This is a genomic window from Mesomycoplasma ovipneumoniae, from assembly GCF_030012565.1.
Lineage (GTDB): Bacteria > Bacillota_I > Bacilli_A > Mycoplasmatales > Metamycoplasmataceae > Mesomycoplasma > Mesomycoplasma ovipneumoniae_D.
Genome location: NZ_CP124621.1, coordinates 830,874 through 857,752, shown reverse-complemented (window position 1 = coordinate 857,752; position 26,879 = coordinate 830,874). Strand labels below are relative to the sequence as shown.

Below are 26,879 nucleotides of genomic sequence, written 5' to 3'. Positions count from 1 at the left end.
AATGAAAGGAATTTTAGGTAGAAAAATTGGAATGACGCAACTTTTTACAGTTGAAGGTGTTTCAATTCCTGTTAGCGTCATTGAAGTTCCTGAAAACATAGTTACAAAAATTCTTACTAAAGAAAAAGATAACTATGAAGCAATTCAGCTCGGTGTTTTTGATAAAAAGCAATCAGCTCACAAAAAACCTGAACTAGGTCATTTTGCAAAAGCTGATACTAAACCGAAAAAATTTGTTCGTGAATTCCGTGATTTTCCAGGTTTAAAATTAGGTCAAACCATTAATGTTTCAATTTTTAGCGCAGGTGAATTTGTTGATGTAATTGGAACTTCAAAAGGAAAAGGTTTTGCTGGTCCAATTAAACGTCACAATCAAGCAATCGGACCTAGATCTCACGGTGGTGGGGGTGGTTCAAAACCAATTCGTCAAACTGGTTCACTTGGAGATATTTCTGGAAACAAAGTTGTTAAAGGGATGACAATGCCAGGACGTCTTGGACATTCTCGGGTAACTAAACAGTCACTTGAAATTGTCAAAGTTGATCAGGAAAATAATTTATTAATAGTAAAAGGTTCAATTCCTGGTCCAAAAAAATCATTTGTTATGATAAGAACCGCAATTAAAAAATCAACTTCTAAAACTCCCATTAATCTTTTTGAAGTTAGTCCCAAAGATCAGGAGTTAAAACATGAATAAAAACACACCAATTTCAATTCAGAACGCAAAATACGAAAATATTGTTAAATTTAACCCTGACAAAGCTCTTCCAGAAGTTTTATTTGAAAAAAGAGAACTAAAAACTCAAGCTATTTTTGACTCAATTTTGGCCGAAAGAGCCTCACGTCGTTTTTCAACTCACAAAGTTAAAAACCGTGGCGAAGTTTCAGGGACAGGTAAAAAACCTTGAAAACAAAAATCAACCGGGAAAGCCCGTGCTGGATCAAGAAGATCACCAATTTTTGTTGGTGGGGGTCGCGCTTTTGGACCGACAACTTTAAGAAATTACACTCTAAAAGTAAACAAAAAAGTAAAAAAACTAGCTTTTGTTGGTGCCCTTTCCCAACTAGCTCAAAATCACCAAGTTTTAGTAAATGATTTTTCAATGGACAAAATTTCAACTAAACTTCTGGTAGAACAGTTAAAAACCTTTAAAATTGATAAACTTCGTCACATTTTAATCGCCTCAACTGATACAAATTTATTTTTATCAGCAAGAAATTTACCAAATGTCGAGTTAGTAAAACCTAATTCAATAACAGTTGAATCACTAGTAAAAACTGACTTGCTAATCATTTCCGAAAATGATATTTCAAGTCTTAAAAAAAGGATTGAAGATGAACGTAAATAATATTATTAAAGGTCCAATTTTAACTGAAAAATCCTACCAGTTAATGTCTCAAGGAGTTTATTCTTTTAAAGTAAGTCCAACAACAAATCGTTCTGAGACAAAAAAAGCTGTTGAATACATTTTTAATGTCAAAGTTGAAAAAGTTAATATTTTCACTGTTCCAAAAAAAGAAAAAAAACTAGGAAAATCACGTGGTTTTAGCACTAAATATAAAAAAGCATTTGTAAAATTAAAACCAGGATACACAATTAATCTTTTTGAGGACGAGACTCCAGCTGCAGCAAGCATTGACCAAACCAACAAAGACCAACAAGAATTCAGTCAACAAATTGAAGAAAAAAGAGCAGAGCTAGAACAAAAAAATCAAGAAATAGCCCAAAAACTTGCAAAAAAACAGGCAGCCGAAAGTCAAAAAACTGAGGAAAACCAGCCCGAAAATCAGCCCAAAAACCAAACTAACGAACAAGGAGAGACAAACTAATGGCGCTTAAATATTATAAACCAACAACAAACGGCCGTCGCCATATGTCTTCACTTGATTTTGGCGCAAATTTAACAACAAACAAACCCGAAAAGTCTTTGCTTGTAACTTTAAAAAAACATTCAGGCCGTAATGCTCAAGGTAAAATTACCGTTAGACATCAAGGTGGACGGCACAAAAGAAAATACCGTCTAATTGATTTTAAAAGAAATAAAGACAATATTCCTGCAATTGTAAAAACAATTGAATATGACCCAAATCGTTCAGCAAATATTGCCCTTGTTTCTTATATTGACGGTGAAAAACGTTACATTTTAGCACCTAAAAATCTAAAAGTAGGACAAAAAATTGCCTCCGGTCCTGAGGCTGATATTCTTGTTGGAAATTGCCTGCCGCTTAAAAATATTCCTGAGGGTACTTTTGTTCACAATCTCGAACTCCATCCAGGAGCAGGGGGTCAGTTAATTCGTTCAGCCGGAACTTGAGCCCAAATTCAAGGTCGTGACGAAAACGGAAAATATGTTATTCTTAAACTAAAATCAGGAGAATACCGTCGAATTTTATCTACTTGCCGGGCAACTGTTGGTGTAGTTGGAAATGAAGAAAATTCACTTGTTAACATCGGAAAAGCAGGAAGAAATCGTCACAAAGGAATTAGACCAACCGTTCGTGGATCAGTAATGAATCCAAATGATCACCCACATGGAGGTGGAGAAGGTAAACAACCAATTGGACGTAAAACTCCACTTACTCCTTGAGGTAAAAAAGCACTTGGAGTTAAGACAAGAAATCCTAAAAAAGCTTCAACTAAATTGATAATCCGTTCAAGAAAGGAATCTAAAAAATAATGGCTCGTTCACTTAAAAAAGGTCCATTTGCTGATGAGCATCTTCTTAAAAAAGTTGATGATGCAATTATGAAAAATTCACGCAAACCAATTAAGACTTGATCACGCCGGTCAACTATTTTTCCCCAGTTTGTTGGTCTAACTTTTTTGGTTCACAATGGCAAAATTTTTAACGAAGTTTATGTTACCGATGATATGGTAGGCCACAAATTAGGTGAGTTTTCACCAACAAGAACTTATTATGGGCATGGAAAAGACAAGGCTAAAAAGAAATAAAAGGACAATATAAATGAATTTAGATAACAATAATTATGCAGTTGCTTCTTTAAAAACCCAAAGAATTTCTGCCTCAAAAGCACGCCTTGTTGCTAATTTAGTTAAAAATAAACCTGTCTTTGAAGCCCTTTCAATTTTAGCCCATACTAATAAAAAAGCATCACCAATTTTTAAAAAACTAATCAATTCTGCCATTGCCAATGCAATTAATAATCATGGTCTTGAACAAGCAAATTTAGTTGTAAAATCAGCGATTGTTAATGAAGGCCCAACGCTAAAACGTTTTCGTCCACGGGCAAAAGGATCAGCAAGTCAAATTCTTAAAAGAACTTCTCATTTCAAAGTCGTTCTTGCAGCCCTAGGCAACAGTCAAGATTCAAACACTTTTGAGACTTTTGACTCTGAAAGTACAACTTCTGCTGAAGTTTTACCAGAAACTAACAATCAAGACTTAAATCCAAAACAAGGAGAAAAATAATGGGACAAAAGGTAAATCCAAATGGTTTCCGTTTTGGAATAACAAGAGCTCATAATGCAATTTGGTATGCAGACAAAAATAAATTTGCCACTAATTTGTTAGAAGATGTTAAAATTCACCGTTTTTTTGAAAAATTAACCCGTGAATACCAAATTGGAAACACAATAATTCGTCGTGATCGCAATAATGCAATTACTGTTTTAGTCTATACAGCAAGACTTGGTTCATTTCTTGGATCTTCAGGCGAAAATCTGAAAAAAATTGTTGAACAACTTAAAAAAACTCTTAAAAACCGCAAAATTGTTTTACACATTGATGCAATTGAAATTACAAATCCTGAATTAAATGCAAAATTAATGGCTGAAACAATCGCCCAAAAACTTGAACAACGTGGATCCTACCGAATTGCCCAAAAATTTGCAATTCGAACCGCACTAAAAGCGGGGGCAAAAGGGGTAAAAACACTTGTCTCTGGTCGTCTTAATGGTGTTGAAATGGCTCGTTCTGAAGGTTATGCCGAAGGTGAAATGAAATTGCACACTTTACGTCAAAATGTTGAATATGCAACCGCAATTGCAAAAACAACTTACGGAATTCTGGGCGTTAAAGTTTGAGTCTCACTTGGTGAGTCAAGACAAAAAATTGATATTGAATCTGTCATAAGAAGTGATAAAAGGAGATAAAAATGTTGCAGCCAAAAAAAACTAAGCACCGTAAAACTTTCCGTCTTTATCACGATAAACGGGAAGCACACTCAGGAAATTTTTTAGCCTTTGGTGACTATGGACTTCAAGCCATTGGTTCAGCTTGAATTTCTGCAGCCCAAATTGAAGCAGCCCGTATTGCAATTACAAGAAGAATGGGACGTGAAGGTCAAGTTATTATTCGAATTTTTCCACATTTGTCTTTAACTTCTAAGCCAATTGGAGTTAGAATGGGATCTGGAAAAGGTTCAGTTGATCGTTGAGTCGCTGTTGTTAAGAAAAATACAATGATGTTTGAAATTAAAGGTGTAAAAGACGATGTTGCTCGTGATGCACTTCGACTTGGTGGGCATAAATTACCACTAAAATGAAAAATAGTAACTATATCTTAGGAAAACAATGGAATATAAAGAACTTTTAAAAAAAACACCAAGCGAACTTAACTCTCTTCTTCTTGAATACCGTTCTGAACTATTTACTTTAAGATTTAAAAATCAAAGTTCAAATTTAGACCAAACTCATAAAATCAGTCAGATTCGTAAAATAATTGCCCGAATTTTAACAATTTTATCCCAACAAAAATTAGCCCAAAGTCCAAAGCCAAAAAAACTCACCAAAAAGCAAAAAAAGGCACAAAAAGCCGTATTTGCAAAATCGCCAAAATCAATCAAAGCCCATTTTAATGCACATATCAAGCCGCTTTTAGCCCCAAAAATTCAAACAAAACCAGCAGAAATGAGTAGCCAAAATGAACAATAATTTAGAAAAAATGCCCCAAAAGCGTAATCTTCGTAAAACACTGCAAGGAAAAGTGATTCGCACCTCTGAAAAAACAATAATGGTTTCTGTTGAGACAGCTTATAAACATAAACTTTATGGAAAACGGTTCAAAAAAACTAAAAAATTTGCAACTCATGACCAAGCAGGAACAGCAAATGTTGGTGATTTTGTTAAAATTGCAGAATGCCGTCCAATTTCAAAATCAAAACATTTCCGTCTAGTTGAAGTTTTACAAAAAAAAGGAGAAGTCTAAAATGGTTCAAGAACAATCTCGTTTAAATGTTGCTGACAATTCGGGCGCAAAAATTGTTGGTGTAATCAGAAATTTAGGTGGATCTGTTAAAAAAACTTCAAATATTGGCGACATTGTTGTAGTTTCTGTTAAAAAAGCAATTCCTAACGGAATGCTCAAAGAAGGACAAGTCGTAAAAGCACTAATTGTCCGTTCAACATACGGTCTTCGTCGTCCAAATGGTTCACATATAAAATTTGATGACAATGCAGTTGTAATTATCAAAGAGGATGGAACCCCAAGAGGAACACGTGTTTTTGGACCAATTGCCAGAGAAATCCGTGAAAAAGGTTACCTAAAAATCGCTTCACTGGCGCAGGAGGTTCTCTAAAAAATGCAAAAAATTCGTAAAAATGATTCAGTTGTAGTTTTATCTGGTGATGACAAAGGTAAAGTCTCATCTGTCCTTGAAATAATTCCTGCCAAAAATGCGGCAATTGTTAAAGATGTCAACATTAAAACAAAACACCGTAAACCTTCAAATCAAAATACAAAAGGTGAAATTGTCACTTATGAGGCACCAATTTTACTCTCAAAACTAGCACTGGTTGCCAAAAAAGCTGGAAAAGATAAGCCAGCTGTTCCAACTCGTGTTGGTTTTAAAGTCGAAAATGGTAAAAAAACCCGAATTGCAAAAAAAACAGGAAAGGCTATTTAGTATGACAAAGCTTCAAGAGCACTATCGTGATAATGTTTTTGGCCAACTAAAAGACCATTTTAATTTCAAATCTCCTTCTGAAGTTCCCAAAATTGTAAAAGTTGTCGTTAATATGACTGCCGGAAATCAAGTAACAAATGCAAAAGCAATTGAAGCTGTTCTTGATGATCTTGCCAACATTACCGGTCAAAAACCGTATAAAACAGTGGCAAAAAAATCACTTGCAACTTGAAAACTTCGTCAAGGAATGCCAGTTGGTGGAAAAGTTACTCTCCGTCGTGAACAAATGTGGAATTTTCTTTCAAAAGTTCTCAATATTGCAATTCCTCGTATTCGTGATTTTCGTGGTCTTTCACCTAAGTCTTTTGATGGCAAAGGAAATTTTGCCCTTGGTTTTAAAGAATCAATCGTTTTTCCTGAGATAACTTTTGATAAAATCACAAAAATTCGCGGACTTGATGTAATAATAGTAACAAGTGCAAAAAATAATGAGCAAGCCTTAAAACTTCTTGAATTATTAGGCTTTCCTTTTGCGAAAAAAAGTTAATTTTTTCGCAAAAAATTTTAAAAATTTTTTAGGTTAAAGGATAAATCTATGGCAAAAATGTCGTGAAAAGTCAAAGCAAATCGGGCTCCTAAATTCAAAGTTCGCGCCTATACTCGTTGTCAGTTGTGTGGCCGTTCTCATTCAGTTTTAAGAAAATTCCGTATTTGCCGTATTTGTTTTCGTACTTTGGCTCACCAAGGACGAATTCCTGGAATTAAGAAAGCGAGTTGGTAAAATTATGGCTTTTATAACAGATCCAATTGCTGATATGCTAACCCGAATTCGGAATGCAACAATCAGAAAACACAAACAAGTATCATTTGCGCACTCAAAAATTAAAGCAAAAATGTTAGAAATTATTAAAGAAGCTGGATATATTAAAGATTTCCAAATTGAAGGCGAGCTTAAAAAAACAATAACTGTTGAGCTTAAATACAAAGGAACTACTTCATCAATTTCTGGACTTAAAAGAATTTCTAAACCTTCGCTTCGCGTTTATGCTCCTGCCCAAAAAATTCCTTTTGTCCAATCAGGCTACGGAATTGCAATTTTATCAACTTCAAAAGGGCTCTTAACTGATTCACAAGCAAGAAAGGAAAATGTCGGCGGTGAAATTATCGCCTACATTTGGTAAAAAATATGTCACGTGTCGGTAATCGTGTTTTAATTATTCCTGAAAAAGTTAGTGTTGAAATTAATGGCTCAAATGTTAAAATTCAAGGTCCGTTGGGTATTTTAGAGCGCCAATTTTCTGATTTAATTACAATAATTCAAGAAAATAATACACTAAAAACAATCAGAAAATCTGAAGAAAAACAAGTAAAACAACTTCATGGAACAACAAATTCTCACCTTAGTGGAATGCTAATTGGTGTCTCAAAAGGTTTTCAAAAAGAACTTAAAATTAAAGGAGTTGGGTACAAGGCAACACTAAAAGAAAAAGTTATTGAACTTTTAGTTGGTTATTCTCATCCAGTTGAACTCAAAGTGCCGCGCGAACTTGATGTTTTAGTACCAAATGCAACAACTATTGTAATTAAAGGTATTGACAAACAAAAAGTTGGCCAATTTAGCGCCCAAATTCGTCAAGTTCGCCGGCCAAATCCTTATTCAGGCAAAGGGATTTCTTATAGTAACGAAATTCTTAAACTCAAAGAAGGGAAAAAAGCTTCTAAATAATTATGCAAAAATCACGTAATTTTCACCGAAAAGCAAAACATGTCCGTATTTTGAAAAAACTTAGTCCTTCGCACCAAGAACAAAAAAAATACCGGATTGGCGTATATAAATCTTTACGTCATTTTTATGCTTATATTTTTGATCCTTGAAAAAATCAAGTTATCCTTTCGGTTTCAACACTTGATAAATCTGATAAATACAGCGGAAATATCCAAGCTGCAAGTAATTTAGCCCCTGAATTATACGCTAAATTAAAAGAGCTTAAATTGGAAGAAAATCCTTTTGTTTTTGACCGAAGCGGTTATTTATATCATGGTCGCATTAAAGCTTTTGCCGAATCATTAAGAGCCCAAGGAGTAAAATTCTAAAATGGATACAAATCTTCAAAATAAACCAACCCAGCAAAAAACAAACCAAAACAGTCAAAATCAAAAACAATTCGCTCCAAAAGAAGCCAACCGTCAACAACGTCCACGTGCTCAGCGTCAAAAACCAAAAGAGAAAAATTTTCGCCCTGAGTTTGAAGAGAGAATAATTTCAGTTGCCCGGGTAACTAAAGTTGTAAAAGGTGGTCGCCGTTTTTCTTTTAGTGCCTTTGCCGTTGTTGGAAACAAAAAAGGAAAAGTTGGACTAGGTCACGGAAAAGCTAACGAAGTGCAAGACTCAATTCGTAAAGCCGTTAAAGATGCACAAAACCGTCTTGTAACTGTACCAATTTACCGAAGATCAACCGTTCCTCACGAGATAAATGCTAAATATTCAGCCTCAAAAATTCTCATCAAACCAGCCCCAAGAGGTAAAGGAATTGTTGCTTCAAACACTGTGCGTGCTGTTGTTGAACTTGCTGGATATACTGATATTTATACAAAAACTTACGGATCAAGAACAAAAATTAACGTTGTGCGCGCAACTCTCAAAGCGCTTTTAGGACTTAAAACTATTAATCAAATAGCTGAACTTCGTGATCTTAATCCTTCACAAGTTTTAGCCCAAAAAAAATAACTTTTGCTTTACAAATTCATAAATTTTTCCCTTTATTTAAAAATTAGCAAAAAATCTTTAAATTATTAGTGCCTCAGGTAAAATTTGGGCACTAAAAATTGCTTAAAACTTTTTTTCATTTTTTTTGAAAAAAAGTTTTAAAATAAAGTATAATTATATAACTTAAAAAAATAGGAACAAACATGGCAATAAGACTTGAAAATTTAACTTATACCCCTGGTGCAAGAACAAAAAAACACCGTAAAGGGCGTGGGCATGCTGCTGGAAAAGGTAAACAAGCCGGTAGAGGTCAATCTGGACAAAAAAAACGTTCAACTGTTCGTCTTGGCTTTGAAGGTGGTCAAAACCCTTGATTTCGTCGTGTGCCAAAAATTGGTTTCCGCAATTTTAACTCAAAAAAATATGAAATCTTTAATTTATCAGATCTTGAAAGCCGTTATCAAGATGGGGATAAAGTTAGTCTTGAGTCACTTTATCTTAAAGGTGTGCTTAAAAAACGTAATTTGCCAGCAAAATTACTTGCAAAAGGTGAATTAACTAAAAAACTTTTTGTAACAACAAATGCTTATTCTGAAGCGGCATTAGTTAAAATTGAAGAGCTCGGCGGTTCAATAACTGAGGTAAACTAGTGAGCAAATTTTTTGCTAAACTTTGAGAAAAAACAAATTCTGGATATATAAGTCTTAAAAATTATATCCTTTTTGTTTATAAAGAAAAAGTTCTTGCCCGCAAAATAATTTTTACATTTTTTTTATTGGTAATTTTTATTGTTTGTGGTACAATTACTATTCCTGGGCTCAGGTTGTTGCAATTTCAAATTGATACCAACTCATTTTTAGGTATCATTAATACCGTCGGTGGTGGCGGGTTACTTAATTTTTCAGTTGTTGCCTTAGGCATCAGCCCTTTTATTACGTCGTCTTTGTTTATGCTTATTGCTCAAACAAAGATTTTTCCTCCAATTCATCGACTTTCCCAGTCTGGTCCTGCCGGAAGAAGAAAAATCAATATAATTACAAGATTTTTGACTCTTCTTGTTGCTCTTATTCAGGCGATTGTTTTAATTCGAACCGTTATTCTTAATGAAAGTTTTGGTTTTGTTCGTTTAGAAATTACTAGCGCTGGATATGTTTGGTTTGTTTTACCGCTTATTTTAGTTGCTGGTTCGCTTTTTTCCTTGTTTTTAGCCGAACAGATAACCGATAAAGGTGTAGGAAACGGGACTTCGTTATTAATTTTTTCGGGAATAATTGTTGCTCTTCCACAACGTTTTCGTCATGCTTTTGAGTATTTAGTCGATCTTTCTTCGCCTTCATCTCTAATAACGCAAGTTCTTAGTTTTATCCTTTATATTGTTGCATTTTTGGCTATTTTATTTATATCAGTTTATGTTTATTTGGCCGAGAGAAAAATCCCAATTCAACAAACTGGTTCAGGGATGTCCAAAAACATTAAAGAAATATCAGTTTTACCTTTAAAACTAAATCCAGCCGGAATTATGCCAGTAATTTTTGCGTTAATTGTTGTTTCAATCCCTTCACTTTTGACTGGATTTTTTGACCGAAACACTTCAGCTGTTCGTAATTGAATCGATAATAATTTGCAAATTCACCATCCAATTGGACTTACTATATTCATTGTATGTAATATTATTTTTAGCATTATTATGTCGCTTCAGCAATCGCGAATTGATAAAATTTCCCAGGATTTTGCAAAAAATTCAACTTTTATCCCCGGTATTCGTCCTGGCGAGCAAACTGAAGATTATTTAATTGGTGTTATTCTTCGAATTTCAGTATTTAGTGCTATTTATTTGACTTTTCTTGGAATTTTTCAGCCAATTGCGATAATGTTAGGTCTACCTTCGGCAATAACTTTTTCAGGAACCTCAATAATAATTTTAGGAACAACTGCTCTTGAAACTATATCGCAAATTAAAGCACGTTATGGAGCGCAAAAAGTACTAAAACAAACAAAAAAAATCCGCAAAAATCTTACATATAAACAAGATTCTTCTTCGGCAAAGTCAAGTCGTGATTTATTATGGTAAAAAATTAAAAAAGGTCTCAAAATTTAACAATGTCATTATCTAATTCAAAAATTCTTTTAATTGGCGCCCCTGGTTCAGGAAAAGGTAGTATTTCAAAAATTCTAGTTGACAAGTTTAAATTAGTTCATATTTCTACTGGTAATCTTTTCCGTGAAAAAATTGAAAAAGATCGTGATTTTGCCGAGAAAATTCAAAACTATGTTAAAAATGGCCTATATGTTCCTGATGAAATCACAAACGATTTATTGTCAAATTTTATCAGTCAACTCCCGCCAGAGACAGGTTATATTCTTGATGGCTACCCGCGAACATTAAATCAACTCAATTTTATGAATGAAAATAAAATTGATGTTGACAAAGTTTTTTACCTCCAAATCCAGCCAGAGACAATAGTTAGCCGTCTTTCTCAACGTTTGTTTTGCAGTAAATGTCAAAAATCATATAATTTATTATTGGCAAAACCAAAAGTAGAAAATACATGCGACATTGACAACGAGCCTTTATTTACCCGTCCAGATGATCGTCCTGAAATTGTTAAGCTTCGAATTGAAAAATTTAATGAATCTGTAAGCCCAATTGTCGATTATTATGAAAAACATGGTAAAATTTATTACTTAAATGTTGAGAGAAGCTTGGATGAAATTGTTAGTGAAATTGAAAAATGTCTCTAATTAAAACAGAATTTGAAATTCAACAACTAAAAATTGCCGCTAAACTCCTGGCAGAAGTCAAAAAAAAAATTTATGACTTTGTAAGACCAGGAATCTCTTTAAAAGAAATTGATGCCATCGCTTTTGATGAGATTATTGCTAGAGGCGCCAAACCAGCATTTCTAAATTATCACGGTTTTCCGGCAACTATTTGTATAAGTGTTAATGAAATCCTTATTCATGGTATTCCAAATGACTACATTCTTCAAGAAGGTGATTTGGTCTCTGTTGATTTAGGACTATCTTACAATGGTTTTTTTGCCGACAGTGCTTTTAGTAAATCACTTGGCCAAAATGCTGAAAATGAAAAACTAATAAAATGCGCCGAGGAAGCTTTTTTTGCCGGATTCAAGGCAATCAAACCTGGTGCAACAACAGGCGACATTGGATTTGCTATCAGTCAAGTAATAAGATCTTATGGATTTTTTACCCCTGTTGAATTTTGCGGCCATGGTATTGGTAAAAAATTGCACGAAAATCCTAATATTTTCAATTTTGGCGTCCCGGGTAGAGGAAAAAAATTACAAAATAATATGGTAATTTGTATTGAGCCAATGATCGTCCAGAGTTCTCCGCGAATAAAAATTCTAAAAGACGGATGATCGGTACAATCAAATGATGGTAAAAAAACTTCCCATTATGAACAGACAATTTTAATTCAAGACGGGAAGGGAATAATACTAACAGAAATGGACCAAAAATAGATGCAAAATTCTTCAAAAGAACAAAAATTATTATTTCAAGGTAAAATATCACACGTTTTTAATTCCCAAGAATATGAAGTAACTCTTGAAAACGGAGTAAAATTAAATTGTCATATTGCTGGGAAAATGAAACTTCACCACATTAAAATTATTTTAGGCGACAGTGTTAAGGTTGAAATGTCACCTTATGATCTTTCAAAAGGAAGAATTGTTTACCGCTTTAAATAATTTTTTTGAAATTATTACCTAAATTTAAAGGAAAAAAAATGAAAGTTCGAGCAAGTATTAAAAAAATTTGCAAAGATTGCAAAATAATTAAGCGTCGTTCGGTAAACCGTGTAATTTGTGTTTTGAAAAAACACAAACAAAGACAAGGGTAGTTTTTGATTTTTGTTCTATTTTGTTAGTATTTTTCACCTTTGAAATTTTTAGAGGTGAAAAATAAAATTTTATAAAAAGGAAAATATATTTATTTAAATAAGTTTAAAATATGGCACGTATTCTTAATGTTGAAATCCCCAATCATAAAAGAATTGTAATTGCTCTTACAAGTATTTATGGAATTGGAAAATCGCTTGCTGCAGAAATAATTGACAAAACTGCTGCAATTCAGCAAGAAAAATTTGGGAAAAAATATCCTGTTTTAACCCAAGATACAAAAGTTAAAGAAATCCAAGAAGATGTTTTGCAAATCATTCGTGATATTGCAAAAACTTATAAAACCGAAGGTGACCTGCACCGTGAAGTTCAGTCAAATATTAAAAGACTAATTGAAATTAAATGTTATCGTGGAATCCGTCATCGTAAAGGTCTTCCAGTTCGTGGTCAAGTAACTCAGAAAAACGCCCGTACTCGAAAAGGTCCAAGAAAAGCAATTATGGCAAAAAAAGACAAAGGTAAAAAATAGTTAATCATGGCAACTAATACTCGTAAAGTTAAAAAAATCCGTCCAAAAAATGTAACAGCCGGAATTGCCCACATTCACTCTTCACACCAAAACACGATAATTTCTTTTACTGACAAACAAGGAAATGTAATTTCTTGAGCTAGTTCAGGATCAATTGGCTTTAAAGGAACAAAGAAAAAAACCGCATATGCTGCTACCTTAGCAACTGCTGCTGCTGCCCAAAAAGCCCGTGAGCACGGAATGCGTGAAGTTGTTGTTCACCTTAAAGGAACCGGGCAAGGAAAAGAAGCCGCCCGTAAGCAAATTATCACTTCAGGAATTAATATTTTACTTACCCAAGACGTTACCCCAATTCCTCACAATGGAACTCGCCCACCGCGTAAATGATTTAAACGTCAGGAAAAAAGGTAGGATTTTATGAAAAAACATGCAAATGTTTACTATTCTGAAAACTTAACTGACCAAATTAGTGAATTTGAAACAAGTTTTGAACTAAAACCGCTCGAGCGCGGACTTGGAAATACAATCGGAAATGCCCTTCGTCGTGTAGTTTTGTCTTCAATTACTTCCTGTGCTGTTTTTGGAGTAAAAATTGCCGGCGTAACTCATGAATTTAGTATTCTTGATGATGTAATTGAAGATGTTGTTACAATTTTAAATAACCTAAAAAGAGTCCGTTTTTTCTATGATCCTGCTCTTTTTGGTCAAAATCAAATTCACCGGGCAAGTTTTAATGGCCAAAAAGCCGGACAAATTTATGCTCGGGACATTGTTTCTGACAGCGGACTAAAAATTGTTAATCCTGATTTATATATTGCCGATGTCTCAAGGGTTAATTCACTTAAATTTGAACTTTTTATAACTTCAGGTAAAGGTTTTAGCGATTTTGAAACTAATAAAAAATTCGTAAACGAAGTTTTATTAAGTCTGGAATCCAACCTTGATGGTACAGTTTTGGCTGTTGACAGTGATTTTTCACCGGTTTTAAGTGCTAATTATCAATCTGTTGAAATTAACTCAGCCAGCCCGATTGTTGAAGAAAAACTAAGTTTTTCAATTAAAACTGATGGCTCCATTAAAGCTAAAGACGCTGTCTCTGAGGGTTCAAAAATCTTGCTTGCCCACCTTAATATTTTAGCAAATGTTGAAAACATTAACAAATTCTCAGAAGAATTTTTTGAACCTCTAACTGTCAAAGAAGAACCATCCCGCCGCTTTTCGGATGCAATTGAGTCTTTGGACCTCTCCGTGCGCTCAATAAATGCGCTCAGACGTGCACATTATTATAAAATTTCTGACATTGAAAATTTAACACAAGATGACTTTGAAAATATTAAAAATCTTGGCCGTAAATCAGTTCAGGAAATAATTGAAAAACTTGAAATATATAAAAACGAACAAAAAGGAGAAAACTAATTATGGCTAATCCGCACCAAATTTATTCCCGTGATGCTGCCTGAGATCGCCAAGTTTTCCGCTCACTTGCAACTTCTTTAATTTTACATGGTCATCTAAAAACCACACTTGCACGTGCAAAACGTCTTCGTTCTGTTGTTGAAAAACTAATTACCAAAGCCAAAAAAAATGATCTAGCAGCTCGCCGTCAGGTTCTTAGTTATTTATATAACCAAAAAACCAAAGACGGAATGAAAGTTATGCCTTATTTATTTACCAAAATAGCGCCTCGTTATCAAGAAAGACAAGGTGGCTATACTCGAATAGTTAAAATTCCTAGCCGTAATGGCGATAATTCCAAAATGGCAATTATTGAACTAGTTTAGTTAGTAATTTAAAGACCAAAATCTAAAAAAGCCTATGAATTCATAGGTTTTTTTGTGCTTTTTAGAGTAAAAAGTGTTCTTTAGTTTTTTAAATAATATAAAAACTCCTGAACTCACCAGTTTGGTGGCAAAAATTCACTTTTAATCAATATAAATATGCAAAAATACCCGGATTTATGGGCATTTTTGCCGCTAAAATCTGAATTTTTATTATTTTAAAATTAACCTTTTGTAAAAAAAAAAAAAAAATGCTTGGTCTGAGAAAAAATTAAGGTATAATTATAAACACTTAAGAATAAGACACTTTTAGATAAAATGAAAAAATTCACTAAAAAATACGGGTTTATTGGTTTATTTTTGGCTCTAAATCTTGGAATTTTGTTAGCAAACGTTGGTTTGCTAACAAATAATTGAATAAAACTAAATTCAAAAATTAACCATGAAGTCCTTTTAAAGTCAATTGTTGAAATTAAACTTCAAAAAAACGAGGAATTGTCTTTTGCTACCGGTTTTGTTATAGATAATAAAATTATTACAAATAAACACATTCTTGAAAATAATAATGAAATTAAAATTTTTTACCGCTTTGCAAATGAAAAAGACTACAAAAAAACTAAAATTATAAAAATTTCACCAAACTATGACATATTAAGTTTGGAATTAAACACAAAAGTTAAAAACCTTGAAATAGAAGAAGATTTTAACTATGGCGATGAAATTTTTACAATTGGAAATCCACATAATCTTGGCTTGACAATCAGCAAAGGAATAGTTTCAGGAACTAATAAATTAGTAAATCAAAATTTTGTTCGAACTAGTATCACAATTGAACCAGGAAATAGTGGCGGTCCTGTTTTAAATACTAAAAACAAAGTAATTGGGATAATGACGTTTCGGCTTATAAATGAAAAACCAGTTCAAGGTATTTCTTTTTTCGTCCCTTCAACGCAAATAAAAGAATTTTTAAATTCAAATTAAATTTTTAATTTTATAAATCATTTACTATCAAATCCATTAGATAAATATAGTCAAAGTTATTAAAATTTGTGATTAGGATTTACTCTAATAAAAAATTGTACAGTGCAAAAACAAACTCCGGTTTACAGCAAGATACTCCTCAGATTTACTCTAATAAAAAATTGTACAGTGCAAAAACTTGGTTAATTGGTGTATAAAGTCATATCTTCTAAACCGATGCAATTATAATTCCAATTAGTATTAATCATAAGGTTATCATTATCAAAACTTGTGCTAGTGATCTATTCATTTGCGCGTCATCCTCATTTATTGAAAAAGGGTTTGCTTTGTTTAATTTAGTGACTGTTCGTGTTTGTTTATATGGTATTAGATATAATATTGTTTTACTCTAATAAGAAATTTCGCAGCACGGAAATAATAGGCCATAGGTGGTAATTTGTTGGTAGAGCCATTTTGTTCAATTAATGAATTGTACCGCACAAGAACAACGGCATTTTAAACTTACCTTGTCTAAATGTTGTTTTATTCTAATAAAATATTCTGCCATACAATAACTATACTTGCTCTTGCGTCTTGCCTTGTAGTATTCATCTCTTACTCTAAAACGAAATTTTAATTCACACAAACATGCTTTTTTCATAGGGTTCCTCGTGTCTTCAGTTTTACTCTAGTAAAAAATTGTGCAGCACAAAAAACTGATTTAAATTCTTTTGGCAGGGTATATCCGTTTTACTCTAGTAAGAAAATGTACAGCACAAAAACACATCTTCATAACTTAAATCTTTAAAATCAGTTTTACTCTAGTAAAAAATTGTACAGCACAAAAACTAAAGCGGGTTTAAAGACATTTGTATATTTGTTTTACACTAGTAAGAAAATGTACAGCACAAAAAATAATCAAATTTAAGGTTAGTGTTGTTAATAGTTTTACTCTAGTAAGAAATTGTACAGCACAAAAACAATAACCGCGATGATTTTATCAATTTTCAAGTTTTACTCTAGTAAGAAATTGTACAGCACAAAAACTATATCAGGAAGCTTAGATTTAAATTTATGGTTTTACTCTAGTAAGAAATTGTACAGCACAAAAACAAGGACATAGCGGAACACTAGGGCATAAACTGTTTTACTCTAGTAAGAAATTGTACAGCACAAAAACAATTGAACGTGACAAATATGAAACATTTTTGTTTTACTCTAGTAAGAAATTGTACAGCACAAAAACACGATAGAATTGGTCTTGACGGTCTTTATTGTTTTACTCTAGTAAGAAATTGTACAGCACAAAAACCCGAGGTTCCTTCCTTTACACTAAAATTTTGTTTTACTCTAGTAATAAATTGTACAGCACAAAAACTTGACTTTTATTTAATGAAATTGTAAACTATGTTTTACTCTAGTAAGAAATTGTACAGCACAAAAACGATAAAAAATATGAAAGTCAACAATTTAACGTTTTACTCTAGTAAGAAATTGTACAGCACAAAAACGTACCCTATTTGCTCGATAATTTCAAACAGGTTTTACTCTAGTAAGAAATTGTACAGCACAAAAACATCTAGTCCAACACTACTTATTGTATCACTGTTTTACTCTAGTAAGAAAATGTACAGCACAAAAACAATGAATTTGTAATTGTCTTTCCTTTTTTTAGTTTTACTCTAGTAATAAATTGTACAGCACAAAAACAATGAATTTGTAATTGTCTTTCCTTTTTTTAGTTTTACTCTAGTAATAAATTGTACAGCACAAAAACGAATTAGAGAACCATTTTCTAAGATATTTAGTTTTACTCTAGTAAGAAAATGTACAGCACAAAAACACATCTTTTTTACCAGCAAATTTAGCAAATGTTTTACTCTAGTAAGAAATTGTACAGCACAAAAACTGATATAATCAAAAACCTAAAATCAATTTTGTTTTACTCTAGTAAGAAATTGTACAGCACAAAAACTTACCATATATTTATAAAAAAGCAATAAAGGTTTTACTCTAGTAAGAAATTGTACAGCACAAAAACGAACTTTGGCAGTAACATACGAGGCAATAGGTTTTACTCTAGTAAGAAATTGTACAGCACAAAAACGCTTATAAAAAAAAGGGGGTTCAAAATGGAAGTTTTACTCTAGTAAGAAATTGTACAGCACAAAAACAGCGGACTAAAAGTTATAAAACATTTTTTTGTTTTACTCTAGTAAGAAATTGTACAGCACAAAAACTTGTGCTTCAAGGTCTAAAATATATTGTTGGTTTTACTCTAGTAAGAAATTGTACAGCACAAAAACACATCTTTTTTACCAGCAAATTTAGCAAATGTTTTACTCTAGTAAGAAATTGTACAGCACAAAAACTAAATCATCTTTTTGAGCTAATTCAAGCTCGTTTTACTCTAGTAAGAAATTGTACAGCACAAAAACTTCTTATAATTGGAATATCTAGATCGTTTAGTTTTACTCTAGTAAGAAATTGTACAGCACAAAAACAATAAGCAAATTTTTAACCAATATAATTGAGTTTTACTCTAGTAAGAAATTGTACAGCACAAAAACAGGCTGAGACCAAGACTTAGACGATAAAAAGTTTTACTCTAGTAAGAAATTGTACAGCAAAAAAACCTCGGTGAGCACCTTTATATTGTAAAAGAAGTTTTACTCTAGTAAGAAATTGTACAGCACAAAAACCGATTTGTAGTTGACGTTCAGAGGTCAAAAGTTTTACTCTAGTAAGAAATTGTACAGCACAAAAACGTGAATTGGTAGGTAACCTGGAAGTCTTAGGTTTTACTCTAGTAAGAAATTGTACAGCACAAAAACTTTGCACGTCAATTATAAATCTGATAAAGTGTTTTACTCTAGTAAGAAATTGTACAGCACAAAAACTAATCATTGAGCAAAATGTTTATAATTAGGGTTTTACTCTAGTAAGAAATTGTACAGCACAAAAACAGACCCATATTTTTTCCTCCTTATTTGAAAGTTTTACTCTAGTAAGAAATTGTACAGCACAAAAACTGTATTGAAATCCTAATGTCAGTAAATTAAGTTTTACTCTAGTAAGAAATTGTACAGCACAAAAACAACGTGCTTTACAAATTAGTCCGTTTTTTGGTTTTACTCTAGTAAGAAATTGTACAGCACAAAAACTGCTTGATTTGAATTTGAATTTTGAACAAAGTTTTACTCTAGTAAGAAATTGTACAGCACAAAAACTCAGCGGGTAGCAGACTAAATGTAGACTCTGTTTTACTCTAGTAAGAAATTGTACAGCACAAAAACTAGAACTTGCTGCTTTATTTATCTTTTTACGTTTTACTCTAGTAAGAAATTGTACAGCACAAAAACAAGCCAGGATCAGTGAAGCATAATTCAAAAGTTTTACTCTAGTAAGAAATTGTACAGCACAAAAACGGAATCTCCTTTCAATTGTTCCTTATCAACGTTTTACTCTAGTAAGAAATTGTACAGCACAAAAACTGCTTTTGTCATTTGTTTCCTTTCAATTGTGTTTTACTCTAGTAAGAAATTGTACAGCACAAAAACTAGTCGAAATTGGACAAGAAATTGTCGAAAGTTTTACTCTAGTAAGAAATTGTACAGCACAAAAACGCCGGACTAGCAGACCTAGCACAATTTTCAAGTTTTACTCTAGTAAGAAATTGTACAGCACAAAAACTAAGTCAGACAATAAATTTTGACTACTAGGGTTTTACTCTAGTAAGAAATTGTACAGCACAAAAACATATATTCGATTTGCCCGGATTTTAAATGGGTTTTACTCTAGTAAGAAATTGTACAGCACAAAAACGACCCTAAAAAGGGTAAAATAATTTTTAAAGTTTTACTCTAGTAAGAAATTGTACAGCACAAAAACATATTTGTGTATCTCTTTTTGTATATTCAAGTTTTACTCTAGTAAGAAATTGTACAGCACAAAAACACAAGAATATCTTTTTTCATTTTAGAATGTGTTTTACTCTAGTAAGAAATTGTACAGCACAAAAACTAAAACCGTTAAGTAATTTAAATTATTTTGGTTTTACTCTAGTAAGAAATTGTACAGCACAAAAACATTTTTTGCTCAAAGAAGTTCCAAAAATTGGTTTTACTCTAGTAAGAAATTGTACAGCACAAAAACTAATTAGAGTATAAGGTTGATAAAGTCAACGTTTTACTCTAGTAAGAAATTGTACAGCACAAAAACTTTATAAAAAAAGAATATAAAACTGTTTCCGTTTTACTCTAGTAAGAAATTGTACAGCACAAAAACAGTCCCATGTTTTTCTCCTTTACAATTACAGGTTTTACTCTAGTAAGAAATTGTACAGCACAAAAACAAGGTTATGGTATTATAACAGCAGGTCTAGGTTTTACTCTAGTAAGAAATTGTACAGCACAAAAACACTTTATAACCACTACTAAAAAATTCGTTTGTTTTACTCTAGTAAGAAATTGTACAGCACAAAAACAATGAAGTACATTTTTTGGGGATTTTAAGGGTTTTACTCTAGTAAGAAATTGTACAGCACAAAAACCTTAGTTTGCCATTGAATTCAAATGTCACTGTTTTACTCTAGTAAGAAATTGTACAGCACAAAAACGTTATCAAAAACATCTCCGGTTGTTGTATAGTTTTACTCTAGTAAGAAATTGTACAGCACAAAAACTAAGGTTGAGATATGAACCTTAAAAAACAAGTTTTACTCTAGTAAGAAATTGTACAGCACAAAAACTATTTTACCTGAGAAAATTATTAACCAACTTGTTTTACTCTAGTAAGAAATTGTACAGCACAAAAACCTCATTTCCAAGAAAAAAAGGTATTTTTTTAAATTTTTAAACTAAAAAATCAATTATAAAAACGTTTTTAGTTTAAAAAGCTTGTTTTTATTTTGTAAAAATGCATTTTTGCTGCCATTTTCTCTTCTTCAGAAGTGTATATTAACTCATCTTCATCAATAGGCCGATTTTTGAGATTTTCAAAATAACGAATAATTGGTAAATTATCAATTACATCAATTACAGTTTTCTGTGAATAAAAAGCAACTAATTCAAGTTCGCTAAATTTAGAAATATATTTTGTAAAATCATTTGTCAAAATTAGGAAAGTTATATTATTATATTTAAACAGTTTTTCAAATTTTATATAATCAAGATCTTTCAGAATTACAATTGTCTGTTTCATTGTACTAAAAATAATTTCGGCGAGATTTTCAAAGTTTTCTTCATTTATTAATATATCATTTTCGATGTTAAAAATTGCTTTAATTAGTTTTACATTATCAATTTCATAATTTAAAAATTCAAATCCTAGCTTTTGATTGATTTTGTCAACAATTCCATCGATTTTTTCATTTCGAAAAAAGATACTTTCGCTTCAATATTCATCGTTAATTATTGAATCACCAAGTCAGTTTTTAGCGCTTAGACTTAAAAATTCTGAAAATTTTGTCAAATTAGTAATTAAAACTGAATCTTTTAGTGATATTTTTCTTGACATAAGTTCAAAGACCTTTGATTCAGTTTCATACTCATAATTAAAAAGATGACTCAAAAATAGATCTGTATTTTCAGTTTCAATGATTTTTACGTTAGTTTTAAGTTGGACTGTGTTGTTAAGGTTATTAAAAAATTTTAGCATTATAGTTTGATATAATCCTCCTCTAGATTATAGAGTTCATTTTTAGACTTTGTACCATTAAGAATTTCGATGTTTTGATATTGTTTCTCAGTTAACATCGCAATTCTAATATTTGAATTTTTCGGAATAATTCTTAAAAGTTTCTTTTTCTCACTATTATATTGAAGGTGAGTTGGAATTATTTTAGAATAAATCGAGTATTGCAACCTGACATAGCCAAGTTTATAAAGTTCCTTAATGAATTTGTTATAAAGTTTATTATCATCTTCATTAATATAATAAATGTCATACATTAATAAAATACGCATCTCTCTAGTATTAACTTTGATCACTTTCTGTAGTAATTTCCTTATAATTTTCTTTTAAATTAAGGATGTCCATAATTTCAAATTCCATATATTTGCTAAATTTAATATGTTTCCCTTTATATTCAATATGTTGGCTAAAAGATTTAAAAAGCGCTTCTTTAAAATCCTGAAAATTAAGAAATTCAGCATTGATATGATTATATACAATCTGGTCAACCCAATAGCGATAAGGTTCCATTAAATCACAAGCAAGTGGAAAATTATTATTAAAACTTTTATGGTAAATTCCGAGTCGATTATCAAGACCTTTGCCGCAAATAATTCGGGCAACATAACTAAGTAAGACAATATAACCGTAATTTAATAGGATGTTAATATTATCATCACTGTCTTGGTCGCGAATAAAACCTTTGCCAAATAAAAGTTTAAAATATAACTTTGCTGCATGGCCTTCGCGATTGTTAGTGTCATAAGGTTGAACATCGTGGAAATAGTCTCACATTTTGGCTTCATCTTCTGAGCCAATTTTCTGAATTGATTTTAAAACACTTATGGATCTTTGAATTTTTAGTTTAATTATTTCTTGTCAAGTTTTAGTTTTATACGGAATATCTCATTTTATTTGCTCTTGAAAAATCTTATTATTATAGTAGCCACTGTAAGGGATAATTAATGATTGTGGTAAATGATTTTTGCAAATAATAATGTTTACCTTTTTTTCAACAAGTTCATTGATGACTGGAATTGATATAGTCGCTCTGTCATTTTCAAAAATTAAGACATCAACTGTATCAATGGGGAAAACAAATTTTTCACTATCTTTTTTGATAACAATGTTGTTTAGAAAAAGATAAACGTATTCTGATTCGCTAATTTCAATGATTTTTTTCATAATAGTGCTCGTTTTTTTATAAGAATAAAAAAAGTAAAAAAAATAAATAAAAAAATAAAAAATGGTGTATAATTAGTTTTGCATACATGAGTATGCACATAAAATTTTACTCTAGTAAGAAATTGTCGCACAAAAATAAGACGCATTATGCTGTCGAATTTCCCCACCTAGTGGGGTTTTTTTATTTTTTAGTAAAGGTTAATGCTTAAATTTTTGGTACAATTTAATAAATGGCGAATAATAATTACCTAATAATCAATAATAAAAAATGCAAAAATTAATAATTTTGAACAGAAAGGTTAAAAATATGCATAATAAAAAAAATATTACTATTGGCTTTGATCTCGGGATTGCGTCTGTTGGATGAGCAATTATTGATAGCCCAACAAGCAAAATACTTGATTGAGGTACACGAACTTTTGAAGAAAGAAAAACTGCCAATGAAAGACGCGGTTTTCGTTCGACTAGAAGGAATATTCGTCGAAAAGCATACCGAAATCAAAGATTTATTAACCTGATATTAAAATATAAAGATTTATTTGAACTTGAAAATATTAGCGATATTCAACGAGTTAATAAAAAAGATACAGAAAATTACGAAAAAATAATTTCGCTGTTCACAGAAATATATAAAAAATGCGCGACAAAACATTCAAATATTTTAGAAGTAAAAGTTAAAGCTCTTGATTCTAAGATTGAAAAATTAGATTTAATCTGAATATTACACGATTACCTTGAAAATCGTGGATTTTTTTATGATCTAGAAGAAGAAAATGTTGCTGATAAGTACGAAGGAATAGAACATCCTAGCATTTTATTGTATGATTTTTTCAAAAAAAATGGCTTTTTTAAATCAAACAGTTCTATTCCAAAAGATTTGGGTGGTTATAGTTTTTCTAATTTGCAATGAGTTAATGAAATTAAAAAACTTTTTGAAGTTCAAGAAATTAACCCAGAATTTAGTGAAAAATTTTTAAATCTTTTTACTTCAGTTAGAGATTATGCAAAAGGTCCAGGTTCTGAACACAGCGCTAGTGAATATGGAATTTTTCAAAAAGACGGGAAAAACGTTGTTAAAAAATACGATAATATTTGAGATAAAACTATAGGAAAATGCTCATTTTTTGTCGAAAAAAATAGATCTCCGGTTAATTATCCATCTTATGAAATTTTCAACCTGTTAAACCAATTAATTAATTTAAGTTCCGAGTTAAAAACTGAACATAAAAAAATATGACAATTAAATTCTAATGATAGAAACGAACTTCTTGATGAATTATTAAAAGTAAAAGAAAATGCAAAAATTATATCAATTTCACTCAAAAAAAATGAAATTAAAAAAATAATTCTTAAAGATTTTGGATTTGAAAAATCAGATATTGATGATCAAGATACAATTGAAGGTAGAAAAATAATCAAAGAAGAACCAACTACAAAATTGGAAGTAACAAAACATTTATTGGCAACAATTTATTCCCATTCTTCTGATTCTAATTGAATAAATATTAATAATATATTGAAATTTTTGCCATATTTAGATGCAATTTGCATAATTATTGACCGGGAAAAAAGTCGTGGGCAAGATGAAGTTTTAAAGAAATTAACTGAGAAAAATATTTTTGAAGTATTAAAGATTGATAGCGAAAAACAGTTAGATTTTGTTAAATCCATTTTTAGCAATACAAAATTTAATTTTAAGAAAATTGGTAATTTTTCACTTGACGCAATAAACTTATTTTTGCCAAAAATGTTTGAACAAAACAAGAACTCAGAATATTTGAAGTGAAAAGATGAAGAAATAAGAAAAGAATGGGAAATACAAAAATCTAAATTAGGAAAAACTGACAAAAAAACTAAATATTTAAATCCGAGAATTTTTCAGGACGAAATTATTTCACCTGGAACAAAAAACACATTCGAACAAGCAGTTTTAGTTTTGAACCAAATTATCAAAAAATATTCAAAAGAAAATATAATTGATGCAATTGTCATCGAGAGCCCGCGCGAAAAAAATGATAAGGAAACAATCAAAAAAATAAATCAGAGAATTAAGGAAGGTAAAAATAAAAATCTTAAAAAATTATTTCAAATTTTGAATTTAGAAAATAAAGGTTATAAACTTTCTGATTTAGAAACAAAGCCTGCTAGACTTCTGGATAAATTAAGATTTTACCACCAACAAGATGGTATAGATCTTTATACATTGGAAAAAATTGTCATACATGACTTGATTAATAACAGCCAAAAATATGAAATTGATCATATAATCCCATATTCAATGTCTTACGACAATTCGCAAGCAAACAAAATATTAACAACAAAAGCAGAAAACCTAAAAAAAGGAAAATTAATTGCTAGCGAATATATAAAAACAAAGGGCGATGAATTTTATAAGGAATACTCTGAAAAAGCAAAAGTCTTATTTGGCAAAAAGAATAAGGTGAATAAAAATGCTAAAAAATTAGATCCTTATGTCGATTTGGACGAGGTTTCTGCAAATAACAGATTTCGATTTTTAACTCTACAAGATTACGATGAATTTCAAGTTGAATTTTTAGCCAGAAACTTGAATGACACAAGGTATTCAACAAAATTATTTTATCACGCACTTATAGACCATTTTGAAAATAATGAGTTTTTCACATATATTGATGAAAATTCTAGTACTCACAAAGTAAAAATATCAACAATTAAAGGTCATGTTACCAGATATTTTAGAGTAAAGGCGAACAACAGCAATAAGCAAGAAATTGAAAAAAATCGTGAAAATAATGAACATCATGCTGTTGATGCAGCAATTGTTGCGATTATTGGTAACGAAAATCGTCAAATAGCCAATCTTTTAACACTTGCGGATAATAAAAATGATAAAAAATATTTTCTTCATGACGAATATCACAAAGAAAACATTGAAACTGGTGAGTTAGTTAAAATTTCGAAGTTTGAAGTCGATAAGCTTAAAAAAGTTGAAGATTTAAAGAAAATAATTCAAGAAAAATATGAAGAAGCAAAAAACCATACCCCTATAAAATTTTCACGAAAAATTCGTAATATTTCAAATGGCGGTCTGTCAGATGAGACGTTATATGGATTTAAATATGACGAAAAGGAAGATAAATACTTTAAATTTATTAAGAAAAATCTTGTTACAACCATAAACAAAGATTTAGAAAAATATTTTGAAAATCCTTTTGGCAAAAAAGCAGATGGAAAAAGTGAATATACTGTTTTAATGGCACAATCACATTTGTCGGAATTTAATAAATTAAAGGAAATTTTTGAAAAATATAACGGCTTTAGCAACAAATCTGGAAATGCTTTTGTTGAATACATGAATGATTTGGCGCTAAAAGAACCAACTTTAAAAGCTGAAATTGAATCAGCAAAAGCAGTTCATAAATTGCTATATTATAATTACAAGCTCTCTGATGAATTAACTTGTTATGATAATATTAATAATAAAAATCTTAAACGATTCTACAAAAACATTAGAATTATTGAGTACAAATCTATTCCAATAAAATTTAAAATTGTAAGTAAACATGATGGCGGGAAATCTTTCAAGGATAAGCTATTTTCGCTATATTCATTAGTTTATAAAGTTTACGAAAACGGGAAGGCAATCTATAAATCTATTCCAGTTACTTCCCAAATGAGAAAGTTTGGAATTAGTGAATTTGATTTTCTTGATGAAAATTTGTACAATAAGGAAAAACTCGATATTTACAAATCTGATTTCGAAAAACCGATACCTGTTAATTGCAAACCAATTTTTGTACTTAAAAAAGGGTCAATTTTAAAGAAAAAAAGTTTAGATATAGATGATTTCAAACAAACAAAAGATATGGAGAAAGAAAATTATTATTTCATTTCATCAATGACCAAAAGTGATAATGTTGATACAATCTATGGACTAAGACCACTTAACTCTAAAGTTGAAAGAGCCGTTCCACATACAACAAATCCAATTTTTAAAAAATATATTCCTATCCATCTCGATGAATTAGGGAACGAATATCCTATAAAAATAAAAGAACACACCGATGATGAGAAGCTAATGTGTACAATTAAATAACTATTTTGCCCATTTTATTAGTAAAAGTTTATACAAAACGCTAAATATTTAATATTCCAGTTTTTGCTTTTTTGGTTATCCTTTTCTTGTTCTGTTTTTGTAAATTTGCCTAAAATCTTGTCTAAAATGTAAAATTGTGGTTTTTAAAGCCTTTAAATTCAGCAATTTTAATGTATTTATTTTGTCTACAATTGTCAATTTCCATTGTTTATTTTAACTCACCTTTTTAATACTTCGGAAACTA

At 31.0% G+C, this 26,879-nt stretch carries 32 protein-coding genes, 1 pseudogene and 1 CRISPR repeat array; of the genes and pseudogenes, 30 read left to right on the top strand and 3 right to left on the bottom strand.

The window, feature by feature from the left end; genetic code table 4:
* The first annotated feature begins 1 nt into the window (after position 1).
* From rplC to QJQ40_RS02900, 29 genes and pseudogenes are all read left to right on the top strand, one after another.
* Positions 2-697, top strand: coding sequence for a 50S ribosomal protein L3 (gene rplC / locus QJQ40_RS03040; protein ID WP_069096615.1), 696 nt, complete (start codon positions 2-4; stop codon positions 695-697).
* Positions 690-1,349 carry a 50S ribosomal protein L4 gene (rplD, locus tag QJQ40_RS03035; RefSeq protein WP_282861156.1) on the top strand — a complete coding sequence of 220 codons (660 nt, stop codon included), beginning with the start codon at positions 690-692 and terminating at the stop codon, positions 1,347-1,349. The genes rplC and rplD overlap by 8 nt, the downstream gene beginning before the upstream one ends.
* Positions 1,336-1,830 carry a 50S ribosomal protein L23 gene (gene rplW, locus QJQ40_RS03030; RefSeq protein ID WP_282861155.1) on the top strand — a complete coding sequence of 165 codons (495 nt, stop codon included), beginning with the start codon at positions 1,336-1,338 and terminating at the stop codon, positions 1,828-1,830. Before rplD ends, rplW begins: the two co-directional genes overlap by 14 nt.
* Positions 1,830-2,678, top strand: coding sequence for a 50S ribosomal protein L2 (gene rplB / locus QJQ40_RS03025; RefSeq protein ID WP_129644588.1), 849 nt, complete (start codon positions 1,830-1,832; stop codon positions 2,676-2,678). Before rplW ends, rplB begins: the two co-directional genes overlap by 1 nt.
* On the top strand, positions 2,678-2,953 hold the full coding sequence (gene rpsS / locus QJQ40_RS03020; protein ID WP_010321352.1) for a 30S ribosomal protein S19: 276 nt from the start codon (positions 2,678-2,680) through the stop codon (positions 2,951-2,953). Before rplB ends, rpsS begins: the two co-directional genes overlap by 1 nt.
* 13 nt (positions 2,954-2,966) lie before the next feature.
* A pseudogene (gene rplV, locus QJQ40_RS03015) lies at positions 2,967-3,335 on the top strand (50S ribosomal protein L22); the annotation flags it as partial.
* A 95-nt stretch (positions 3,336-3,430) separates the two neighbouring features.
* The gene (gene rpsC, locus QJQ40_RS03010; RefSeq protein WP_044284057.1) at positions 3,431-4,114 is read left to right on the top strand and encodes a 30S ribosomal protein S3; all 684 of its coding nucleotides are present in this window, start codon (positions 3,431-3,433) and stop codon (positions 4,112-4,114) included.
* A gap of 2 nt (positions 4,115-4,116) precedes the next feature.
* On the top strand, positions 4,117-4,527 hold the full coding sequence (gene rplP, locus QJQ40_RS03005; protein ID WP_282861153.1) for a 50S ribosomal protein L16: 411 nt from the start codon (positions 4,117-4,119) through the stop codon (positions 4,525-4,527).
* A 7-nt stretch (positions 4,528-4,534) separates the two neighbouring features.
* Positions 4,535-4,894 carry a 50S ribosomal protein L29 gene (rpmC, locus tag QJQ40_RS03000; protein ID WP_282861151.1) on the top strand — a complete coding sequence of 120 codons (360 nt, stop codon included), beginning with the start codon at positions 4,535-4,537 and terminating at the stop codon, positions 4,892-4,894.
* Complete coding sequence (rpsQ, locus tag QJQ40_RS02995; RefSeq protein ID WP_282861150.1) at positions 4,884-5,168, top strand: 30S ribosomal protein S17; 285 nt, start codon at positions 4,884-4,886, stop codon at positions 5,166-5,168. Before rpmC ends, rpsQ begins: the two co-directional genes overlap by 11 nt.
* Position 5,169: 1 nt before the next feature.
* Positions 5,170-5,538: a 50S ribosomal protein L14 gene (rplN, locus tag QJQ40_RS02990; protein WP_010321358.1), complete on the top strand. Its 369-nt coding sequence runs from the start codon at positions 5,170-5,172 to the stop codon at positions 5,536-5,538.
* 3 nt (positions 5,539-5,541) lie between these two features.
* Complete coding sequence (rplX, locus tag QJQ40_RS02985; RefSeq protein ID WP_044284054.1) at positions 5,542-5,865, top strand: 50S ribosomal protein L24; 324 nt, start codon at positions 5,542-5,544, stop codon at positions 5,863-5,865.
* A gap of 1 nt (position 5,866) precedes the next feature.
* The gene (gene rplE, locus QJQ40_RS02980; protein ID WP_010321360.1) at positions 5,867-6,412 is read left to right on the top strand and encodes a 50S ribosomal protein L5; all 546 of its coding nucleotides are present in this window, start codon (positions 5,867-5,869) and stop codon (positions 6,410-6,412) included.
* A 48-nt stretch (positions 6,413-6,460) separates the two neighbouring features.
* Positions 6,461-6,646: a type Z 30S ribosomal protein S14 gene (locus QJQ40_RS02975; protein ID WP_010321361.1), complete on the top strand. Its 186-nt coding sequence runs from the start codon at positions 6,461-6,463 to the stop codon at positions 6,644-6,646.
* A 4-nt stretch (positions 6,647-6,650) separates the two neighbouring features.
* The gene (rpsH, locus tag QJQ40_RS02970) at positions 6,651-7,046 is read left to right on the top strand and encodes a 30S ribosomal protein S8 (RefSeq protein ID WP_044285656.1); all 396 of its coding nucleotides are present in this window, start codon (positions 6,651-6,653) and stop codon (positions 7,044-7,046) included.
* Between the two features lie 5 nt (positions 7,047-7,051).
* The gene (gene rplF / locus QJQ40_RS02965) at positions 7,052-7,591 is read left to right on the top strand and encodes a 50S ribosomal protein L6 (RefSeq protein WP_282861149.1); all 540 of its coding nucleotides are present in this window, start codon (positions 7,052-7,054) and stop codon (positions 7,589-7,591) included.
* Positions 7,592-7,593: 2 nt separating this feature from the next.
* Complete coding sequence (rplR, locus tag QJQ40_RS02960; RefSeq protein WP_044284050.1) at positions 7,594-7,959, top strand: 50S ribosomal protein L18; 366 nt, start codon at positions 7,594-7,596, stop codon at positions 7,957-7,959.
* 1 nt (position 7,960) lies between these two features.
* Positions 7,961-8,593, top strand: a complete 633-nt coding sequence (gene rpsE, locus QJQ40_RS02955) for a 30S ribosomal protein S5 (protein ID WP_282861148.1) — start codon at positions 7,961-7,963, stop codon at positions 8,591-8,593.
* A gap of 182 nt (positions 8,594-8,775) precedes the next feature.
* Positions 8,776-9,222, top strand: coding sequence for a 50S ribosomal protein L15 (rplO, locus tag QJQ40_RS02950; protein ID WP_044284048.1), 447 nt, complete (start codon positions 8,776-8,778; stop codon positions 9,220-9,222).
* On the top strand, positions 9,222-10,643 hold the full coding sequence (gene secY, locus QJQ40_RS02945; protein ID WP_282861147.1) for a preprotein translocase subunit SecY: 1,422 nt from the start codon (positions 9,222-9,224) through the stop codon (positions 10,641-10,643). Before rplO ends, secY begins: the two co-directional genes overlap by 1 nt.
* A 29-nt stretch (positions 10,644-10,672) precedes the next feature.
* On the top strand, positions 10,673-11,314 hold the full coding sequence (locus tag QJQ40_RS02940; RefSeq protein WP_282861146.1) for an adenylate kinase family protein: 642 nt from the start codon (positions 10,673-10,675) through the stop codon (positions 11,312-11,314).
* Positions 11,305-12,057, top strand: coding sequence for a type I methionyl aminopeptidase (gene map, locus QJQ40_RS02935; protein WP_282861145.1), 753 nt, complete (start codon positions 11,305-11,307; stop codon positions 12,055-12,057). Before QJQ40_RS02940 ends, map begins: the two co-directional genes overlap by 10 nt.
* Positions 12,058-12,285, top strand: coding sequence for a translation initiation factor IF-1 (gene infA, locus QJQ40_RS02930; RefSeq protein ID WP_044285649.1), 228 nt, complete (start codon positions 12,058-12,060; stop codon positions 12,283-12,285). It abuts the gene before it with no gap.
* Positions 12,286-12,323: 38 nt separating this feature from the next.
* Positions 12,324-12,437, top strand: a complete 114-nt coding sequence (gene rpmJ, locus QJQ40_RS02925; RefSeq protein ID WP_010321371.1) for a 50S ribosomal protein L36 — start codon at positions 12,324-12,326, stop codon at positions 12,435-12,437.
* A gap of 110 nt (positions 12,438-12,547) precedes the next feature.
* Positions 12,548-12,964, top strand: a complete 417-nt coding sequence (gene rpsM, locus QJQ40_RS02920) for a 30S ribosomal protein S13 (protein WP_010321372.1) — start codon at positions 12,548-12,550, stop codon at positions 12,962-12,964.
* Between the two features lie 6 nt (positions 12,965-12,970).
* Positions 12,971-13,375: a 30S ribosomal protein S11 gene (gene rpsK, locus QJQ40_RS02915; protein ID WP_010321373.1), complete on the top strand. Its 405-nt coding sequence runs from the start codon at positions 12,971-12,973 to the stop codon at positions 13,373-13,375.
* 6 nt (positions 13,376-13,381) lie between these two features.
* On the top strand, positions 13,382-14,380 hold the full coding sequence (locus QJQ40_RS02910) for a DNA-directed RNA polymerase subunit alpha (protein WP_044285648.1): 999 nt from the start codon (positions 13,382-13,384) through the stop codon (positions 14,378-14,380).
* A gap of 2 nt (positions 14,381-14,382) precedes the next feature.
* The gene (gene rplQ, locus QJQ40_RS02905; RefSeq protein ID WP_010321375.1) at positions 14,383-14,745 is read left to right on the top strand and encodes a 50S ribosomal protein L17; all 363 of its coding nucleotides are present in this window, start codon (positions 14,383-14,385) and stop codon (positions 14,743-14,745) included.
* Positions 14,746-15,060: 315 nt separating this feature from the next.
* Positions 15,061-15,723, top strand: coding sequence for a S1C family serine protease (locus QJQ40_RS02900; protein ID WP_282861143.1), 663 nt, complete (start codon positions 15,061-15,063; stop codon positions 15,721-15,723).
* Positions 15,724-16,381: 658 nt separating this feature from the next.
* A CRISPR array of direct repeats spans positions 16,382-20,519; the repeat unit is 36 nt; unit sequence GTTTTACTCTAGTAAGAAATTGTACAGCACAAAAAC.
* A gap of 67 nt (positions 20,520-20,586) precedes the next feature.
* Here the strand turns inward: QJQ40_RS02900 and QJQ40_RS02895 are convergent.
* Genes QJQ40_RS02895 through cas1 form a run of 3 tightly spaced genes read right to left on the bottom strand, consistent with a single transcriptional unit; the run spans position 20,587 to position 22,560 of the window.
* Positions 20,587-21,360 (bottom strand): hypothetical protein, encoded by a 774-nt coding sequence (locus tag QJQ40_RS02895; RefSeq protein WP_282861142.1) that lies wholly within the window; start codon positions 21,358-21,360, stop codon positions 20,587-20,589.
* On the bottom strand, positions 21,360-21,692 hold the full coding sequence (gene cas2, locus QJQ40_RS02890) for a CRISPR-associated endonuclease Cas2 (protein ID WP_282861141.1): 333 nt from the start codon (positions 21,690-21,692) through the stop codon (positions 21,360-21,362). The genes QJQ40_RS02895 and cas2 overlap by 1 nt, the downstream gene beginning before the upstream one ends.
* On the bottom strand, positions 21,679-22,560 hold the full coding sequence (gene cas1, locus QJQ40_RS02885; RefSeq protein WP_282861140.1) for a type II CRISPR-associated endonuclease Cas1: 882 nt from the start codon (positions 22,558-22,560) through the stop codon (positions 21,679-21,681). The genes cas2 and cas1 overlap by 14 nt, the downstream gene beginning before the upstream one ends.
* 307 nt (positions 22,561-22,867) lie before the next feature.
* Here cas1 and cas9 point away from each other — a divergent pair, with 307 nt between their 5' ends.
* Positions 22,868-26,635, top strand: a complete 3,768-nt coding sequence (cas9, locus tag QJQ40_RS02880; RefSeq protein ID WP_282861139.1) for a type II CRISPR RNA-guided endonuclease Cas9 — start codon at positions 22,868-22,870, stop codon at positions 26,633-26,635.
* The last annotated feature ends 244 nt before the right edge of the window (positions 26,636-26,879 follow it).